This window comes from Viridibacillus sp. KH_047, from assembly GCF_057838945.1.
In genome coordinates, this window is sequence record NZ_CM174479.1 from 705,868 (window position 1) to 724,286 (window position 18,419).

Annotated in this window: 17 protein-coding genes and 1 other RNA gene; 17 read left to right on the forward strand and 1 reads right to left on the reverse strand. The window is 36.9% G+C overall.

Translation table 11 applies throughout. From position 1 onward, the window contains the following. The first annotated feature begins 17 nt into the window (after positions 1-17). The 17 genes from rpoN to AC3IS5_RS03610 all read left to right on the forward strand — a co-directional run bounded on the left by rpoN (position 18) and on the right by AC3IS5_RS03610 (position 17,452). Positions 18-1,292 (forward strand): RNA polymerase factor sigma-54, encoded by a 1,275-nt coding sequence (rpoN, locus tag AC3IS5_RS03530; protein ID WP_489426591.1) that lies wholly within the window; start codon positions 18-20, stop codon positions 1,290-1,292. A gap of 12 nt (positions 1,293-1,304) precedes the next feature. Further along, the gene (locus tag AC3IS5_RS03535; protein WP_489426592.1) at positions 1,305-1,547 is read left to right on the forward strand and encodes a glutaredoxin family protein; all 243 of its coding nucleotides are present in this window, start codon (positions 1,305-1,307) and stop codon (positions 1,545-1,547) included. 172 nt (positions 1,548-1,719) lie between these two features. Beyond that, positions 1,720-2,748: a sugar-binding transcriptional regulator gene (locus AC3IS5_RS03540; protein WP_489426593.1), complete on the forward strand. Its 1,029-nt coding sequence runs from the start codon at positions 1,720-1,722 to the stop codon at positions 2,746-2,748. 23 nt (positions 2,749-2,771) lie between these two features. Further along, the gene (gene gap, locus AC3IS5_RS03545; RefSeq protein WP_489426594.1) at positions 2,772-3,779 is read left to right on the forward strand and encodes a type I glyceraldehyde-3-phosphate dehydrogenase; all 1,008 of its coding nucleotides are present in this window, start codon (positions 2,772-2,774) and stop codon (positions 3,777-3,779) included. Positions 3,780-4,019: 240 nt separating this feature from the next. Continuing rightward, a complete protein-coding gene (locus AC3IS5_RS03550; protein ID WP_489426595.1) occupies positions 4,020-5,204 on the forward strand; it encodes a phosphoglycerate kinase in 1,185 nt (394 codons plus the stop codon). Between the two features lie 14 nt (positions 5,205-5,218). Then, positions 5,219-5,980: a triose-phosphate isomerase gene (gene tpiA / locus AC3IS5_RS03555; RefSeq protein WP_489426596.1), complete on the forward strand. Its 762-nt coding sequence runs from the start codon at positions 5,219-5,221 to the stop codon at positions 5,978-5,980. Next, positions 5,973-7,499 carry a 2,3-bisphosphoglycerate-independent phosphoglycerate mutase gene (gene gpmI / locus AC3IS5_RS03560; RefSeq protein ID WP_489426597.1) on the forward strand — a complete coding sequence of 509 codons (1,527 nt, stop codon included), beginning with the start codon at positions 5,973-5,975 and terminating at the stop codon, positions 7,497-7,499. The genes tpiA and gpmI overlap by 8 nt, the downstream gene beginning before the upstream one ends. Positions 7,500-7,519: 20 nt before the next feature. Then, the gene (gene eno / locus AC3IS5_RS03565) at positions 7,520-8,815 is read left to right on the forward strand and encodes a phosphopyruvate hydratase (protein WP_489426598.1); all 1,296 of its coding nucleotides are present in this window, start codon (positions 7,520-7,522) and stop codon (positions 8,813-8,815) included. A gap of 244 nt (positions 8,816-9,059) precedes the next feature. Then, positions 9,060-9,287: a preprotein translocase subunit SecG gene (gene secG / locus AC3IS5_RS03570; protein WP_038188803.1), complete on the forward strand. Its 228-nt coding sequence runs from the start codon at positions 9,060-9,062 to the stop codon at positions 9,285-9,287. A 117-nt stretch (positions 9,288-9,404) separates the two neighbouring features. Next, on the forward strand, positions 9,405-10,151 hold the full coding sequence (locus tag AC3IS5_RS03575; RefSeq protein WP_489426599.1) for an alpha/beta hydrolase: 747 nt from the start codon (positions 9,405-9,407) through the stop codon (positions 10,149-10,151). Positions 10,152-10,194: 43 nt separating this feature from the next. After that, a complete protein-coding gene (gene rnr / locus AC3IS5_RS03580; protein WP_489426600.1) occupies positions 10,195-12,474 on the forward strand; it encodes a ribonuclease R in 2,280 nt (759 codons plus the stop codon). After that, the gene (locus AC3IS5_RS03585; RefSeq protein ID WP_489426601.1) at positions 12,471-12,605 is read left to right on the forward strand and encodes a hypothetical protein; all 135 of its coding nucleotides are present in this window, start codon (positions 12,471-12,473) and stop codon (positions 12,603-12,605) included. Before rnr ends, AC3IS5_RS03585 begins: the two co-directional genes overlap by 4 nt. A gap of 33 nt (positions 12,606-12,638) precedes the next feature. After that, a complete protein-coding gene (gene smpB, locus AC3IS5_RS03590; RefSeq protein WP_038188785.1) occupies positions 12,639-13,106 on the forward strand; it encodes an SsrA-binding protein SmpB in 468 nt (155 codons plus the stop codon). A gap of 178 nt (positions 13,107-13,284) precedes the next feature. After that, positions 13,285-13,644, forward strand: a transfer-messenger RNA (tmRNA) gene (gene ssrA / locus AC3IS5_RS03595). 179 nt (positions 13,645-13,823) lie between these two features. Beyond that, the gene (locus tag AC3IS5_RS03600; RefSeq protein ID WP_489426602.1) at positions 13,824-14,789 is read left to right on the forward strand and encodes a tyrosine-type recombinase/integrase; all 966 of its coding nucleotides are present in this window, start codon (positions 13,824-13,826) and stop codon (positions 14,787-14,789) included. 991 nt (positions 14,790-15,780) lie between these two features. Then, positions 15,781-17,049, forward strand: a complete 1,269-nt coding sequence (locus tag AC3IS5_RS03605) for a hypothetical protein (RefSeq protein WP_489426603.1) — start codon at positions 15,781-15,783, stop codon at positions 17,047-17,049. A gap of 229 nt (positions 17,050-17,278) precedes the next feature. After that, positions 17,279-17,452: a hypothetical protein gene (locus AC3IS5_RS03610; protein ID WP_489426604.1), complete on the forward strand. Its 174-nt coding sequence runs from the start codon at positions 17,279-17,281 to the stop codon at positions 17,450-17,452. Positions 17,453-17,692: 240 nt separating this feature from the next. On the opposite strand, the gene AC3IS5_RS03615 is transcribed toward AC3IS5_RS03610, so the two are convergent. Beyond that, the gene (locus AC3IS5_RS03615) at positions 17,693-18,247 is read right to left on the reverse strand and encodes a recombinase family protein (RefSeq protein ID WP_489426605.1); all 555 of its coding nucleotides are present in this window, start codon (positions 18,245-18,247) and stop codon (positions 17,693-17,695) included. Positions 18,248-18,419 lie beyond the last annotated feature (172 nt).

The following is an 18,419-nucleotide window of genomic DNA, read 5'->3' on the forward strand; positions in this document are numbered from 1 at the left end:
GGTGGGGGTGTAAAGAAATGTCATTTCGCTTTGAGCAATCGCAAACACAAATTCAAAAGCTAGCGCTAACGCAGGAAATGCGGCAATCATTAGATTTATTGCAATATTCCTCTGAAGAATTGCACGCTTTTCTACAAGAAAAACAAGTGGAAAATCCCTTTTTAAAAATAAAAGTAAAATCATCAAGGAATCAACCAACTAAAGATTGGGTAGAGTGGACTGCATCGGCAGAATCGGATTCAATTCAAAGTTCTATTATGGATCAGTTATTAAACCAATCCGTATCTCCTGAATGTAAAAAAGCTATCAATTGGTTAATTAATGATTTTGATGATTTTGGCTTCTTAACAAGTACGGATGAAGAATATTCTAAATGGCTAGGTCTGAATATTTCAACTATAAAACAAGCTAGACAATACATACTACAATGTGAACCAACTGGCATTGGAGCTAGCTCGATGTCACAATGTTTACTATTACAAGCAGAAAAAGGGCAAATGAATGAAGTTGTTTGCAATATTTTATCTAGTTACTACACATTATTTATTGAGAAAAGGTGGCAGGAGTTAGGTCGTATTTCAAACTATTCTTTAAAACAAATCCAACAAGCAGCAGATGCAATTGGTACGTTGAATCCATCACCTATAGATTATTTAAGAACACCTAAAACAGAATATATAATTTCGGAAGCAGACGTTTTTATGGAAAATGGTAAATTGTTAATTCGATATGCAAAGGAAGCATTCCCTTCTGTCGAGTTAGACGAAGAGTATGTTAAGGAAATCCAGGGAGATCAAGAATCACTTGCTTATATTAATGGAATGAAGGAACAGGTACGTATTATAGATAAGCAATTATTGCAAAGAAAAGAAACCCTGCGCCTTGTCATTCAAGAAATCGTTAAAAAGCAATCAGCATTTTTTTCAAAAGGTTACGACGCCATTGTTCCTTATACAATGACAGAATTAGCTACAAAGTTAGAGTTACATGAATCGACGATAAGCAGGACAATTAAAGAAAAATATATTCATACTGCATTGGGTACATTACCATTACGTAGATTCTTTTCTCAGCGCTCAACGATGGTCAAGGACGAAGATATTTCTGTAGATCGTGTCAAAACAAAGTTACAACAATTAATTCAAGCTGAGAATAAAACAAAGCCATTATCTGATCAAGCAATAAAAAGTTTGCTCGAGCAGCAAGGTTTGGTATTATCAAGACGTGTCATAGCGAAGTATCGGGAGCAATTAGGTATACTTGCTTCGACGAAACGAAAAAGGTTTGAGTAATGAGGTGAGTAGATGAACATCAAATATTATAGTCGACCGGGTTGTGGGCTTTGTGAAGAAGGGATAGAACTATTAAAGATAGTACAAGAAGATGTTCCATTTACAATAGAAGAAATTAATATTGAAACAGATGATTCGTTGCATGAGCGATTTATGTTAATGATTCCGGTGGTTGAAAAGAATGGAGAAATCGTTCAATATGGAGCACTTGATTATGTGACTTTATTAGAGGGATTAGCTAAAGAAGAGGGGTAATTACCCTCTTTTTTTAGCTAAAAAAAGTTGATTAATAATTCACTTTTTAGTTGCGAATTTTGAAAGGCAATTGTATACTATGGGCATGAAATAAATTTTTTTACCCCATGTGGGACAAAATAATAACTAGTGGGATAGAAAACGACCCACCGCTGATGGAGGACGTAATAATATGTATACATTATCGGAGGCACAATTAAAATTACTACCCGAAATGTCAGACATCCTTCAAATCAGATATCGACTTCTTCAAACGATTCAGATGATGGGTCCGATTGGCCGTAGAGCATTAGCTGAGCAATTATCAGTTACTGAGCGTGAAGTACGTAAGGAAACTGATTTGTTAAATGAGCAAGGATTAATATTTACGAGTCGTTTAGGTATGAGTATTTCGGATAGTGGGCATCATGTACTCAGTAAACTAAAATCTCTCGTGCATGAATGGTCAGGAATATCATCATTAGAAACTATACTCACAAGACAATTCAAAATTCAAAAAGTAATTATTGTACCTGGCAATAATGATGTTGAACCATCTGTCAAAGCTTTAATGGGAACGGAAGCTGCAAATGAGCTAGAACGCTTAGCGAATGGTAAGAAAACCGTAGCTGTCACTGGTGGAAGTACTGTTAGTGCAATTGCTGAAAGTCTAACTCCATCGAATAAATTTTCACAACTACAGTTTATAGCAGCTCGGGGCGGTATTGGTGAAGAAATGCAGTTACAAGCAAATACCATTGCATCTGTATTTGCAAGTAAAACAGGCGGTACTTATCGCACGTTGTATTTACCGGAATATTTAAGTGAAAAAGCTTATTCTACAATGATGCAAGAACCTATTGTGAGAGAAATGATCGATCTATATGAACAGACTGATATTGTCATACATGGTATCGGTTCTGCAGAGGAGATGGCTGTTCGCAGAAATTCATCACCTGAAGATTTACAAGCATTACAAAGTTTTGGAGCAGTCGGTGAAGCTTTTGGTTATTATTTTGATGAAACGGGTAACGCAGTACATAGAATTCGTACTGTTGGTATCCAGCTGGAGCAAGTTCATAAATGCCCGTCTATTTTAGCTGTAGCGGGAGGAACTTCAAAGGCTAAGGCAATTCTTTCGTATATTAAACATCCTGCTGAGCAAACTATCCTTATAACGGATTTAGGTGCAGCAGAAGAAATGATTCAATTACTTAAGTAATTAAACAAATGGAGGAATAGAACATGACTTTAAAATTAGCGATTAACGGATTTGGACGTATTGGACGATTAGTATTTCGAAATGCAGTACAGCATGAGAATATTGAGGTAGTAGCAGTAAACGATTTAACAGACGCAGCAATGTTAGCTCATTTGTTAAAATATGATTCCGTACACGGTATTTTAGATGCAGAAGTATCTTCTGAAGGCGAATACCTAATTGTTAATGGTAAGAGAGTACGTGTTTATGCTGAAAAAGATCCAGCAGTTTTACCTTGGAAAGACCTTGGAGTCGATATTGTTATCGAGTCTACAGGACATTTTGTTAAAACAGAATTAGCAAGTAAACATCTTGAAGCAGGTGCTAAAAAAGTTATCGTTTCTGCACCAGGTAAAGGTAGTATGCCAACATTCGTTATGGGTGTAAACCATAAAGAATACAATGCTTCAGAGCATAATGTTGTTTCAAATGCATCTTGTACTACAAACTGCTTAGCACCATTAGCAAAAGTATTAGATGAGAAATTTGGTATTAAACGTGGAATGATGACAACAATCCACTCATATACAAATGACCAACGCATTTTAGACTTACCGCATTCTGATTATCGTCGTGCACGTGCAGCTGGTGAATCAATGATTCCAACAACAACAGGTGCTGCAGTGGCAGTTGCAAAAGTTTTACCTAATTTAAAAGGCAAATTAGATGGTATGGCAGTACGCGTACCAACGCCTAATGTATCTTTAGTAGACTTAGTAGCTGAATTAGACAAATCAGTATCAGTAGAAGAAATCAATGCGGCACTAAAAGAAGCTTCAGAAAACGAACTAAAAGGCATTTTAAATTTCACAGACTTACCACTAGTTTCAATTGATTATAATGGTAATAAAGCATCATCAACAATTGATAGCCTATCAACAATGGTCCTTGAAGATAACCTAGTAAAAGTACTATCTTGGTACGACAATGAGTCAGGATATTCTGCTCGTTGTATTGACTTAGCGCTTTACATGTACGATCAAGGTTTGTAATAGAAAAACCGTAGCCTTTATGAACCCGAGAGTTTATAATGTATTAGGGTAAAAGGAGAAGGGGTTACTCTTCTCCTTCTTTTATTCCTAAAAAGAGTAAGCGTTTGCCTACTAGTAATATTGGAATGAATTTTTCGAAGGTATTGTCGAATGGCCTGTTATATTATCAAAAAATTATAAATAAGATGCTTGTTCACATAGTTGGAAAAGCAATTTAAACAATTGGAGGAGGCTCTCTTCATGTATCAGAAGAAGACGATGAATGATGTAGAAGTAAACGGAAAACGTGTATTTGTGCGCGTAGATTTTAATGTGCCTATGGAAGATGGTAAAATCACCGACGACACTCGTATTAGAGCAGCACTTCCTACAATTTCTAACCTAGTTGAAAAAGGTGCTAAAGTAATTTTAGCTAGTCATCTTGGACGTCCAAAAGGTGAAGTGAAAGAAGAGTTACGTTTAACTGCAGTTGGAAATCACCTAGCTGAATTGCTAGGAAAACCTGTTACAAAATTAGACGAATCAATTGGTGAAACAGTAAAAAAAGCGGTAGCAGACATGAAAAACGGTGACGTAGTATTACTTGAAAACGTTCGTTTCCATGCTGGAGAAGAAAAAAATGATGCTGACCTTGCAGAAAGCTTTGCTAAATTAGCAGATATTTATGTGAACGATGCATTTGGAGCAGCTCACCGTGCACATGCAACGACTGCGGGTATCGCTGAATATATCCCAGCTGTTTCGGGCTTATTAATGGAGAAAGAGCTTGATGTATTAGGTAAAGCTTTATCTACTCCAGAACGTCCATTCACTGCAATTATTGGTGGAGCCAAAGTTAAAGATAAGATTGGCGTAATCGAAAATCTTTTAGAGAAAGTAGATCACTTAATCATTGGTGGCGGTCTGTCATACACATTCTCGAAAGCACAAGGTTTTGATATCGGACAATCTTTATTAGAAGAAGATAAAATTGAGTTAGCGAAATCTTTCATCGAAAAAGCGCAAGCTAAAGGTGTGAAATTGCATATGCCTGTCGATGTAGTTGTTGCGGATACATTCTCTAAAGACGCGAATACAAAAGTAGTTGATATCGATCAAATCCCTTCTGATTGGATGGGGCTAGATATTGGTCCTAAAACAACTGCAAATTATGCAGATGTCATCAAAAACTCTAAGTTAGTTATTTGGAATGGACCGATGGGTGTCTTTGAAATGGATGCTTTTGCGAACGGAACAAAAGGCGTGGCTCAAGCTATGGCAGAAACGGATGCCTACACTATTATTGGTGGTGGAGATTCAGCTGCAGCAGTTGAAAAATTCCATGTAGCAGATAAGATGGACCACATCTCAACAGGTGGCGGTGCATCACTAGAATTTATGGAAGGCAAAGCTTTACCAGGCGTTGTCGCATTAAACGATAAATAATGGAGGGTATTCACATGCGTAAACCAATTATTGCAGGTAACTGGAAAATGTTTAAACACTTAAGCGATGCTGTAGAATTTGTAGAGGCAGTAAAATCATCAATCCCGAACAAAGAAAAAGTGGACTCAGTTATTTGCGCTCCAGCTTTATTTTTGCCAACACTTGTCGAACAAGCTAAAGGCTCTAATTTAGCAATTGGTGCTCAAACAATGCACTTTGAAAAAGAGGGTGCCTTTACAGGTGAAGTAAGTCCTTCTCAACTTTCAGATATTGCGGTTTCTTATGTAGTTTTAGGCCACTCTGAGCGCCGTGAGTATTATAACGAAACGGATACAGCAGTTAACAAAAAAACTCAGGCAGCATTTGAATATAACTTAACTCCAATTGTATGTGTTGGTGAAACACTAGAAGAGCGTGAAGCTGGAAACACAGTTGCAAAAGTAGCTGGTCAAGTACGTGCAGCTCTTGAAGGTTTATCAACAGAGCAAGTAAAACAAACTGTTATTGCGTACGAGCCAATTTGGGCAATCGGTACAGGTAAAACGGCAACTGCAGAAGATGCAAATGAAGTTTGTGGAGCTGTTCGTGCCACTGTTCAAGAAATTGCTGGTCCAGATGCTGCTGCAGCAATTCGCATTCAATATGGTGGAAGTGTGAAGCCTGAAAATATTGTTGAATTACTATCAATGGAGCACATTGACGGGGCTCTTGTAGGTGGAGCAAGCCTACAATCAGATTCTTATTTAAGACTTTTGGAGGCGGGCGCAAATGCCTAAAAAACCTGTAGCACTTATTATTTTAGACGGTTTAGGTTTACGTAGTGAAGTGTTTGGAAATGCTGTAGCACAAGCGAAAAAACCAACATTTGATCGTTTATGGAATACGTATCCACACTCGACTCTACTTGCTTCAGGTGAAGCAGTAGGGTTGCCAGATGGTCAAATGGGTAACTCAGAGGTTGGCCATTTGAATATTGGTGCTGGACGTATTGTGTATCAAAGTTTAACGAGAATTCACAAGTCTATTAAAGATGGTGACTTCTTTGAAAATGATGCATTAGTGCAAGCAGTAAAACATGCAAAAGAGAATAATACGAAACTACATTTAATGGGCTTACTTTCTGATGGCGGTGTACATAGTCATTATGAGCACTTATTCGCACTGTTAAAGCTAGCTAAGAATTATGGTTTAGATGAAGTTTATATTCATGGTTTCTTAGATGGTCGTGACGTAGCACCAACATCAGCAGTTTCTTATATTGAAGAAACGGAACGTCAAATAGCTGAAATCGGTGTAGGGAAATTCGCATCAATCAGTGGTCGTTACTATGCAATGGATCGCGACAATCGTTGGGATCGTATAGAAAAAGTGTATAAAGCACTCGTAGAAGCTAAAGGTGAAGAAGCAAATTCTGCAATATCTGGTGTGCAAAATTCATATGCAAAAGATATTACAGATGAATTTGTTGTACCTTTTGTCGTGAAAGAAAACGGCAAACCTGTTGCAACAATTGATTCGAATGATTCTGTCATTTTCTTCAACTTCCGTCCTGACCGAGCAATTGAACTTTCAAAAGCATTTACGGATACTGCATTTAATGGGTTTGAATTAAGTGAAAAACACCCTGCAGATATCGTATATGTAACATTCAAGCATTATAGTGATGAAGTAAATGCTAAGGTTGCGTTTGAAAATGATAACTTGGTCAATACTATTGGTGAAGTAATAGCTAATGAAGGTTTAACTCAATTGCGTATTGCTGAAACTGAGAAATATCCTCATGTCACATTCTTTATGAGTGGTGGACGTGAAGAGAAATTCGCTGGTGAAGAACGTATTTTGATTAACTCACCTAAAGTAGCGACATACGATTTAAAACCTGAAATGAGCGCTTATGAAGTGACTGATGCATTATTAGCAGCGATTGAATCTGATGCATTTGATGGCATTATTCTCAACTTTGCTAATCCTGATATGGTTGGACATAGCGGTATGCTAGAGCCAACGATTAAGGCAATTGAAGTTGTTGATGAGTGTTTAGGTAAAATTGTAGATGCTATCATTGCAAAAGGTGGAGCAGCAATTGTAACTGCTGATCATGGGAATTCTGACGAGGTTATTACTTTGGAAGGTCAACCAATGACAGCTCATACAACGAACCCTGTTCCAGTAATCGTCACAAAAGAAAATATTGTTTTACGAGATGGTGGAATTTTAGCCGATTTGGCTCCAACCATGTTAAAATTACTTGGAGTGGAACAACCACTTGAAATGACAGGAAAACCATTATTTTAAAACTGAGGAGAGTTAAAACAATGCCAATTATTACAGACGTACAAGCTCGTGAAGTATTAGATTCACGCGGTAACCCAACAGTAGAAGTAGAAGTATTCACAGAAAGCGGTGCATTTGGTCGTGCAATCGTACCATCTGGTGCATCTACAGGGGAATATGAAGCAGTAGAATTGCGCGATGGCGATAAAGGTCGCTACCTTGGAAAAGGTGTTTTAAAAGCAGTTGATAATGTAAATAACGTCATTGCACCTGAATTAATCGGTAACTATGCTGTACTTGATCAAGTATCAATTGATAACAGCATGATCGAATTAGATGGTACTGAAAACAAAGGTAAACTTGGAGCAAATGCTATTCTTGGTGTATCTTTAGCAGTTGCACATGCAGCAGCAGACTATTTAGGAGTTCCTCTTTATCAATATATCGGTGGAGTCAATGCAAAACAATTACCAGTACCGATGATGAACATCTTAAATGGTGGCGAACACGCTGATAACAACGTAGATATTCAAGAATTTATGGTAATGCCTGTAGGCGCTGAATCTTTCCGCCACGCATTACGTATGGGTACTGAAATCTTCCACAACTTAAAAGCTGTATTAAAAGAATCTGGACATAATACTGCAGTAGGTGATGAAGGTGGCTTCGCGCCAAACCTTTCTTCTAACGAGGAAGCACTTGCTACAATTATGACAGCAATCGAACGCGCTGGTTACAAACCAGGCGAAGAAGTATTCTTAGCAATGGACGTAGCATCTTCTGAACTATTCAGTAAAGAAGACGGCAAATACCACTTAGTTGGTGAAGGCGTTGTTAAAACTTCTGAAGAGATGGTTGCATGGTACGAAGAAATGACTAATAAATATCCAATCATCTCAATTGAAGATGGCTTAGATGAAAATGACTGGGCTGGTCACAAATTATTAACTGAACGTATTGGCGAGAAAGTACAACTTGTTGGTGATGACTTATTCGTAACAAATACGAAAAAATTATCACGTGGTATCGAAGAAGGCGTTGGTAACTCAATTCTAATTAAAGTTAACCAAATCGGTACTTTAACAGAAACTTTAGATGCTATTGAAATGGCTAAACAAGCAGGCTACACAGCTGTTATCTCTCACCGCTCAGGTGAATCTGAAGATGCGACTATTGCTGACATCGCAGTAGCTGTAAATGCTGGCCAAATCAAAACAGGTGCACCTTCACGTACTGACCGCGTTGCGAAATATAACCAATTACTTCGCATCGAAGATCAACTACACTCAACAGCAAGATATAATGGCTTAAAATCTTTCTACAACTTAAAAAAATAAGTTAGAAATTTACTTAAGCTCTAAATAATAGAGAGCTATTTCACTGTCATAATTAGGACAGTTGAAATAGCTCTATTTTTTCATTAGGTAGTCGTCAAAATTGTATGGAAATGTTAGAATATAACTTAAGCGCTAGTCTATTTACAGGCTACATAGCATGATTGAATTAGAACAACGTTGTCATTACGTACAGTTTTTGGTAAGATAAGACTGTTGTGATGTTTCGAATCAGGAGGTGGAACATATGCATACTGTGATTATGACACTATTAATCATTGTTTCTCTTGCATTAGTTGTCTTAGTATTATTACAATCAAGTAAAAGTGCAGGTCTTTCGGGAGCCATCTCTGGTGGAGCTGAGCAACTTTTTGGTAAGCAAAAAGCTCGAGGCATGGACCTTATTTTGCACCGCATTACGGTAGTATTATCAATTTTATTTTTTGTACTAGCTTTAGCTATTGCGAAAATTTAATGAGCGATATTTGAACCGCCTGACCCCTTATGGTTAGGCGTTTTCTTTTATAAAAGCATATAATTAATAATAGAACACTTACATACATGAATTGTATTATTAATGGAGGTTTGCTTCATGGAAGTTTTAATGTCACAGCCTTTCTTTTTTAAAGCAGGTCCACGCGCAGTTTTACTGTTGCATGGCTTCACTGGGAATTCTTCTGATGTACGAATGCTAGGAAGGTTTTTAGAGAAAAAAGGCTATACTACGTTTGCTCCTCATTATAAAGGCCACGGTGTACCACCAGAGGAATTAATCCATACAAGACCATCAGATTGGTGGGAAGACGTTCTACAAGGATATAATACTTTAAAAGAAGCTGGTTATGATGAAATTGCAGTTGCTGGTTTATCTTTAGGTGGTGTATTTTCACTGCGATTAGGGTATACACTACCTATTAAGGGGATTGCAACAATGTGTGCACCAATGTCAATGCGCACTACGGATTTAATGTTCGAAGGTGTGTTGAAATATGCACGTGACTTTAAAAAGTTTATTGGAAAAAAACCAGATGAAATCGAGCAAGAGATATCTGAGCTGAAGCAACAAGGGATGCCTTCACTTTCAGAATTACGAGAACTTGTTTATCAGGTCCGTAATCAGATTGATCTAATCTATGCTCCAATATTCGTTGCCCAAGGATTATTAGATGACGTGATTGATAAAGATTCAGCACAAATCATTTATGATCAGGTGGAGTCCAATGATAAAGACATAAAATGGTATAAAGAGTCTGGGCACGTTATTACTCTTGACAAAGAGAAAAAACAATTACATGAAGATATATATGCTTTTTTAGAAAAACTCGATTGGCAAGAGTAGAAACAGCATTCTTCGCAAACGCTATTAGAAGGAGGGAAGAAAGATGAACAATCAAGAATTAACATTGCAAGAACGATTATTAACTTTCATGAAAGAAGAACAATATAAACCGCTCACTGTTGCCGAATTCGAACAACAATTTGGTTTTAAAGATGCGGATGAATTTAAAGAACTAGTGAAAACACTAGTAAGAATGGAACAACAAGGGCAGGTAGTACGCTCTAATACGAATCGTTATGGTACGCCAGATCGTATGAATTTGTTAAAAGGTCGCTTCATCGGTCATGCAAAAGGTTTTGGCTTTGTTGCACCTGAAGAAGCAGGAATGGATGATGTGTTCATACCGCCAGATGCTATTAATGGCGCATTAAATGGTGATACAGTATTAATCCGTGTATCTAAAACAACTTCTGGAGATCGACGAGAAGGTAAAATCATTCAGATCTTAGAAAGAGGAACAACGAAGGTTGTCGGCGTCTTTCAAGCAAATCGTGGTTTTGGCTTTGTAGTACCTGATGATAAGAAATTATCAATCGATTTCTTTATCGCAAAAGGGGACACTCTCGGCGCGATGGATGGTCATAAAGTAGTCATTGAAATTACTGGATGGCCTGATGATAATCGCTCAGCAACAGGAATTGTAACGCAAATTTTAGGTCACAAAAATGACCCAGGTGTAGATATCTTATCGATTATCCATAAACATGGTATCGCTATCGACTTCCCAAAAGAAGTGATTGATGCTGCATCAGCTATTCCTGATGAAGTAACTCAAGCAGATTTAGAAGGTCGTATCGATTTACGTGATCAAATGATTGTCACAATTGACGGTGAAACTGCAAAAGATTTAGATGATGCTGTTACTGTGACAAAAAATGATGATGGTACGTATAAGCTAGGCGTCCATATCGCTGACGTAAGCTACTACGTAACAGAAGGTTCAGATCTTGATGAAGAAGCGTATGATCGTGCTACTAGTGTGTATTTAACGGACCGCGTTATTCCGATGATTCCTCATCGACTATCAAACGGTATTTGTTCGTTAAATCCACAAGTTGACCGACTAACATTATCTTGTGAGATGACGATTAATGGTAGTGGTGAAGTAATAGGACACGAAATTTTCCAAAGTGTTATTAATACAACTGAACGTATGACTTATACAGACGTTTATAAGATCTTAGAAGAAGATGATGAAGAGTTAAAAGAACGTTATGCAGATCTTGTTCTTATGTTTAAGGATATGGGCGAATTAGCGCAAATTCTACGCAATAAGCGTATGGACCGCGGTGCTGTGGACTTTGACTTTAAAGAATCTCAAGTACTTGTAGACGAAAATGGATGGCCAACAGATGTTGTATTACGTGAACGTACTGTCGCTGAGCGTCTAATCGAAGAGTTTATGTTAGCAGCCAATGAAACAGTTGCAGAACATTTCAAATGGATGGATGTACCTTTCATTTATCGTATTCACGAAGACCCTAAGCCAGAAAAACTTCAACGATTCTTTGAATTTGTAACAAACTTTGGGTTAGTGATTAAAGGTACTGGTAACACAGTCCACCCACGTGCATTACAAGAGATTTTAGAATCAGTTAATGGATTACCTGAAGAACCTGTTATTTCGACTATGATGCTTCGTTCTATGCAACAAGCAAAATATAGTGCGGAATGTTTAGGACACTTTGGTTTATCTACAGAGTTTTACACACACTTTACATCTCCAATCCGTCGTTACCCGGACTTAATTGTGCACAGATTGATCCGCACTTACTTAATTAACGGTGACGTTTCATCTGCTACAATTGCACATTGGAATGCTATAATGGATGAAATCGCACAGCATACATCTGAGCGCGAACGTCGTGCAGTCGATGCAGAGCGTGATACAGATGCACTGAAAAAAGCACAATTCATGGCTGATAAAATTGGTGATGAATTTGAAGGTATCATTAGTTCAATTACAAACTTTGGTATGTTCATCGAATTAGAAAACACAATTGAAGGTCTTGTTCATATTAGTAATATGACAGATGATTACTACCGTTTTGACGACCGTCAAATGGTGATGATTGGCGAACGTACTGGTCGTATTTTCCGTATTGGTGATGGTGTAGAAATTAAAGTTAAGGCTGTCAACGTTGAAGAATCAGCTGTTGATTTTGAAATCGTCGGTATGAAACGCGAATTCGGCCGTACTCGTAAAGAAGCACCACGTGTCATTCATGCGAAGAAAAAGAGGGCACTAGAGGTGGCAGAGGAAAAGGCAGAAGCGAAAGTGGAAGCGGAAGCGGAACTCGAAAACCAAGTGGTGCAAAAGTGAATGGTAAGACACGCAAGGAAGAGCGTAAGGCTTCCGGTAAAAGCGGTAGCCAAAAGAAAAAGTTCTACGAAGGTGTTGCTAAAAAGAAAAAAGGTAGCAATGGTAAAAAGAAAAATAAAGAGAAGCGCTAGTCGCTTCTCCTCTATTTAATGAGGTGAATGATAATGGCTAAAGGGTCAGGAAAAGTTCTGGCACAAAATAAAAAGGCAGGACATGATTTCTTTATAGAGGAAACGATCGAAGCAGGAATGGTATTACAAGGAACAGAGATTAAGTCAATTCGTAACGGTAGAGTGCAATTGAGAGACTCATACGTCCGCGTCAGTGGTAATGAAGCTTGGATTTCTAACATGCACGTTAGTCCATATGAACAAGGAAATCGTTTTAATCATGATCCATTACGTTCACGTAAATTATTGCTTCATAAAAGACAAATTGCTGAGCTAATTGGTAGAGTTAAACGTGACGGTTATACTATCGTACCGCTGAAAATGTACATAAAAGACGGTTACGCGAAATTATTAATCGGTGTCGGTAAAGGTAAGAAAAACTACGATAAACGTGATGACCTACGTAAAAAAGAAGCAAAACGTGATATGGAACGTACATTCAAGGCAAAAAACCAAATCTAATTGAGATGCTCAAACTTGAATTTTAACCAATCTTGTCTTATAATTTATAAAGTAAACAAGCCAGTATAAATACTTTTTCTAAAAGTATTTCCGAACGGCCTTAAGACATTTATTGTCATAAGGATCCCTAAGGCATTTAACTACAAGTAGTAGAAATACCTTGTAAAGCCTATATTAAGGGGACGTTACGGATTCGACAGGGATGGTCTGAGCTTGAGTTGCGCGTCGGAGGTCTCGGCTTCGTCATCAACGGAAGTTATATAATAACTGGCAAACAACAAAACAACTTAGCTTTCGCAGCGTAAGCTGATGAAACTGCCTGTCTATTCTATCGCCCATGTAGCATAGTTCAGGCTCACTTATAGTGGGATACGGTTACTAGTGCCACTTGAGCTAGTAACAAGAGCTTCCCAAGTTAGCGCTCATGATGCCTGCTTGCTGGCTATTGAAGCGTGAATCCTAAATAGGCAAGATACACGCGTAGAAGCTTGAGTATTGGAGTTTCTGGACGCGGGTTCGACTCCCGCCGTCTCCATACAAGATATTTAACAGTAGAAATGCTGTTATATCAACGTTTATAAGAGTTAGGGTAACTTGATGAAGGTGTTAAACTTTCAAAAAGACTCCCTAACTTTTTTCGTTTTTAAGGGTACATTTAATTGAATACTTACGTTTATAAACCTTCTAATTCACATGATGAATAGGAGGTTTTTTTATTTGGATAAAAGCAGAAAGCATGGTGTGTTCTCGATGGGAAATGCACGTCACGTTAATCCTAAAGCTAGTAATAATCATTGGATACCAGTTGATTACGCATTAGAAATTGTGTTTAAGCAAATGAATATTGCTGGCAATAGACCACGTACAATCGATAGCTATAATTATATTTTCCGGGGATTTTGTGAAGCGAACAAAATTAACTATTTAGAGGAAATTACGATTGATACAATTTATAACTACTTAGAAGGGCTAGATGTTTCACAGCAAACAAAGAAAATACGTTTAAAGACCATTAAAGCAGTTTTAGGGAAATTCTATTTCAATGACTGGATGAAAGATAAGTTTTGGCTAAAGATTCAAATTAAGGTTGATACAGAGGTAAAAGCAGCAGCTAAAGAAGGAGATATTCTTAAACTGGTTCACTTCATAGATAAATCAACCTTCATCGGATTTAGAGATGTTACCGCTATTTTACTTATGTATCGTTCTGGGATTCGCATTCACACACTTTGTGAATTGAAAGAACGTCATATTGACTTTGAACACCAGTGTCTAAATTTAGATGGTTCAACATTAAAGAATCACAAGTTTTTAAAGCTTCCACTAGATGATGAACTAACAGAAATGCTGCAACTACTTATTAAGCAAAATAAAAAAATACGTCAGCATTACAAGATTAACAATCAAAGTGTGTTCATCACACAGAACGGTTTATCCATGAGTACATCTAAATCATCTAACTGTGCTATTTCTAAGCAGCTTAATAAGTATTCAAAGCGTTTTGGGTTAGAAAATATTAACCCACATGCGATTAGACGGGGCTATGCGAAGAATCTATTGTCTAAGGGGGCTAGTGTGCCTTTAATCAGTAAGGCATTAGGTCATTCAGATTTAGCAGTAACAACGCAATATTTGGACCTCAACGTGGAAGAAGTGGCACGTAGCTTAAAGGATTATTTATAGACAAATAAAAAAGAGAGTGCTTGAACACTCCCTTAGTTTAAAACATTGCACTATATGTTTAGCGACATAGTAGTGCGAGACCCATAACAAATCGACTCACCATCGATAACTAAATATGAGTTACATTGCCTTCATTTTACTTCAAAAAAAGCTAAAGTGCAAAGGTCTACTTTCCTATTGTCTTTTTTAGAAAGAACTCTTTCAAGGTCGCCCACTAACTTGAATCAAAACTAAACTGGAAAGGTTATGACTTAGCCGCCGCATTAACTAAGTCTAGGATACAATAAAACACTTCCTTGTTGGTGTAAGTATCTGAATGGTGCTAGCGACCATTAACGGCTAGGAGTGGAAGGTCTGAATAGTTACGGCTATTGCAGAATACATCACACATTGTAATTATTGCCGAGTTCCTCATGACAGTAGGATACGCATTTACGAGTACGTCAAAAGGATGTATGACGGATTACAACAACTATCGGGGGCAGAAGTAGATAGTAGGTGTATTGTTCGAGAGAACGCATTTAACAAGGGCATACATATACGGATACCTCAAATGAAGGATTCATGTAATACATATACAGATGCGAATGTCTTGTCTTGTTCCTAATATCAAATTTTATTGTGTTAGAGAATAAGGCAAACATTTTCAGCACCAAGCCGTTGTCCTCAACTCTGGCTTCATGATGAGAGTGCAACAGAGATTCGTCAATACATATTTGAAAGGTTATGAATTGGGAAAGCCATGCGTTAGAACGAGTAGTAGAATTCAAGTATTAAATTATTTAGGCAGCAAATAGGTTATAAAGTCGTTCGAGAAATTCGGACGGCTTTTTTTGTTATGGATGTCCTAAAACACTGTGACTTTGCAAGTATAGAAGTAGATGGGCAATCAATCGATTTTTAATTAAGCGGTGATGTCCTATTTAAAAGTGCTATTACAAGTACTACTTTGTAAGGACGTATCATTAAAAATTTCTTGGAGGTATTCAAAATGCAAAATTTACTTATTACTAGAAAACCAATTACAGTTGTTGATTCAATTATGGGAAGTGGAAAAACGAGTTGGGCGATTCAATATATCAATGAGAGTCCTATGGCAACAAAGTTTATCTTTATCACACCATATCTAAAAGAGATTGAACGAATCGTTGAACATACAACGAAACCTTTTTTTCAACCGGAACAGAACGGTAAAAGAAATAAACTTGATTCACTAAAACAAGCGATTGCGAATGGTGAAAATATCGCTTCTACGCATGCTTTATTTAAAAGATGCGATTCCGAACTTATTCAGCTAATTGAAGCGGAAAACTATATCTTAATTTTAGATGAGGTATTAGATGTCATTGATGAAATCGCAATGACAAAAGATGATATTAAAATTCTGTTGAATTCTACTGATGACAATGGCAATCCAATTGTATCAATCGGAACGAAAGGTGAAGTGAAGTGGAATAACGTTGAATATGATTCGGGTAACTACCAAACAATTCGTAACTTAGCTTATGCGGGTAATTTAGTTTTATTTGATGAAAGTAAAATGTACTGGTTATTCCCAACAGAACTATTTAAAGCATTCAGTGAGGTATTTATTTTAACGTATATGTTTGAGGGACAAATTCAGTGTTACTATTACCGTTTATTTAAAATGGAGTTTACGTATCGATCCGTAGGATTCGATACTAAACTTGGTTATTATCTAACGAAATATACGGGGAGAAAAGGTGAAGACCGTCATCGTTTTAAATCACTAATAAACATTTACTATTCATCACCAAGTGATAATCGGGATATAAATAAGGTTGGCGAAAAACATAACGCTTTTAGTAAAAGCTACTTAGTAGTCAATCTAAAAAATAAGCACTATAAAGATATGATTAAGAATAATAGCTATAACTTTTACCGTCACAAAATGAACTGTTCTACAAAACATGTTATTTGGACAACATTTAAAGATTTTAAAAAGGCATTAACACCTATTGGACTAAAGAAAAAATTTGTTCCTATAAATGCTAGGGCTACAAATGAATATGCAGAAGCCACTACTTGTATATATTTAGCGAATAGATATATGAATCCAATGATTAAACGATTTTTTCATTCGCATGATATTAAAGTAAATGAGGATTTATTTGCACTGTCTGAATTACTTCAATGGTTGTTCCGTAGTGCCATTCGAAATGATGAACCTATCAATGTGTATATTCCATCTGAAAGAATGAGAACATTATTAGAAATGTACTTAAATAACGAGGTTTAGTTTGCATAAAAAAACTAGCAAATAACTCTACAAATGCTGATATATCAAGGTTTTAAAACCATTTTCTTAAAGAAAGAAAAAATACACTATACACACTCCGAGGGATACAAACAATCCCTCTCCATGTGATAAGTGCAGATATAGAAAAAGATACTATTTTAGCTATCAATAGTGGGAGTGAAGCGACCACATACGAAGCGTAGCGGAGTATAGAGAAAGGAGTATATAAATGACTAACAATAATAGTGTAATGGATAGAACGATTAGATTAGCAATGAAAAATCAATCCGTTATCGAAGGGAAACGAGTAACTAAAGATGAGGTAATAGTAATAGCGTTGCATGATTTGATAGTAAAACAAGAAAAAACAATCAATAAATGCTGTGCAAAATTGTGCAAATAAAAAGTTATAGAGTAGGGAGAAACCAAGTGGGGCGGGCTATTAAGCTATACTACATTAAGTAGTTGCACAATATATGGTCAGCCCTCAAAAACTTTTTTGCACAACTTTAGTAGTATTAAGCGTACATGATTGATGGATTAAACACTATCCGTTAGACATTAAAAGACCGTTGTACAATATCCCTTTTTAGGGACGTTACATAGATGATGCTAAAAAGGAACTAAAAAAAGCTATCACTAGTTAGAGTGTAGCCTTTCGTTTAGCCCGTATTAACGTACTTTTTGATATTCCTGTTATATCCTCAACCTGTTTATATGAATGAGTTTCTAGTAGCCCTAAAGCGTGTTCTATTTGCTTTTTGCTGAACTTATTTGGTCTGCCTTCTTTAAAGTCGTCACGCTGTTTAGCAATGGCTTTCCCTTCTTGGGTACGTTCTACAATTAGATTTCTTTCCATTTCTGCAACAGCTAATAGAGTAGTCAAAAAGAAACGTCCCATTGTTGTATCTTCCAGTAGCCCCACATTCAAAACATGAACCCTAACACCCTTAGAAAATAAATTCTTCACTATCTCTATGCCTTCAACAGTGTTTCTTGCTAGTCGGTCTAATTTAGTGACTACCAAAGTGTCACCTTCTTTTAACAGTGACAGAACTTCTTTTAATTGTGGTCTATCTGATTTAGTTCCAGTAAATTTCTCAGAATAGATTTTGTCACAGTTCTCCGCTTCTAGTGCCTGTAATTGTACTTCTAATTCCTGTGATACCGTTGATACCCTTGCATATCCGTATTTCATTATGTAATATCTCCTTTTTGGTGGTTTATTTATGGCACCAAGTTATGACACCTTTCGATACCTTGATAATACAGGGTTTCAAAAACGGTGTCAATACTATTGAGTTATGACACTTGGAAGCACAAAAAAAGACTGTCTATTGACAGTCGTGTTCTTGTATTTAAACAATCCG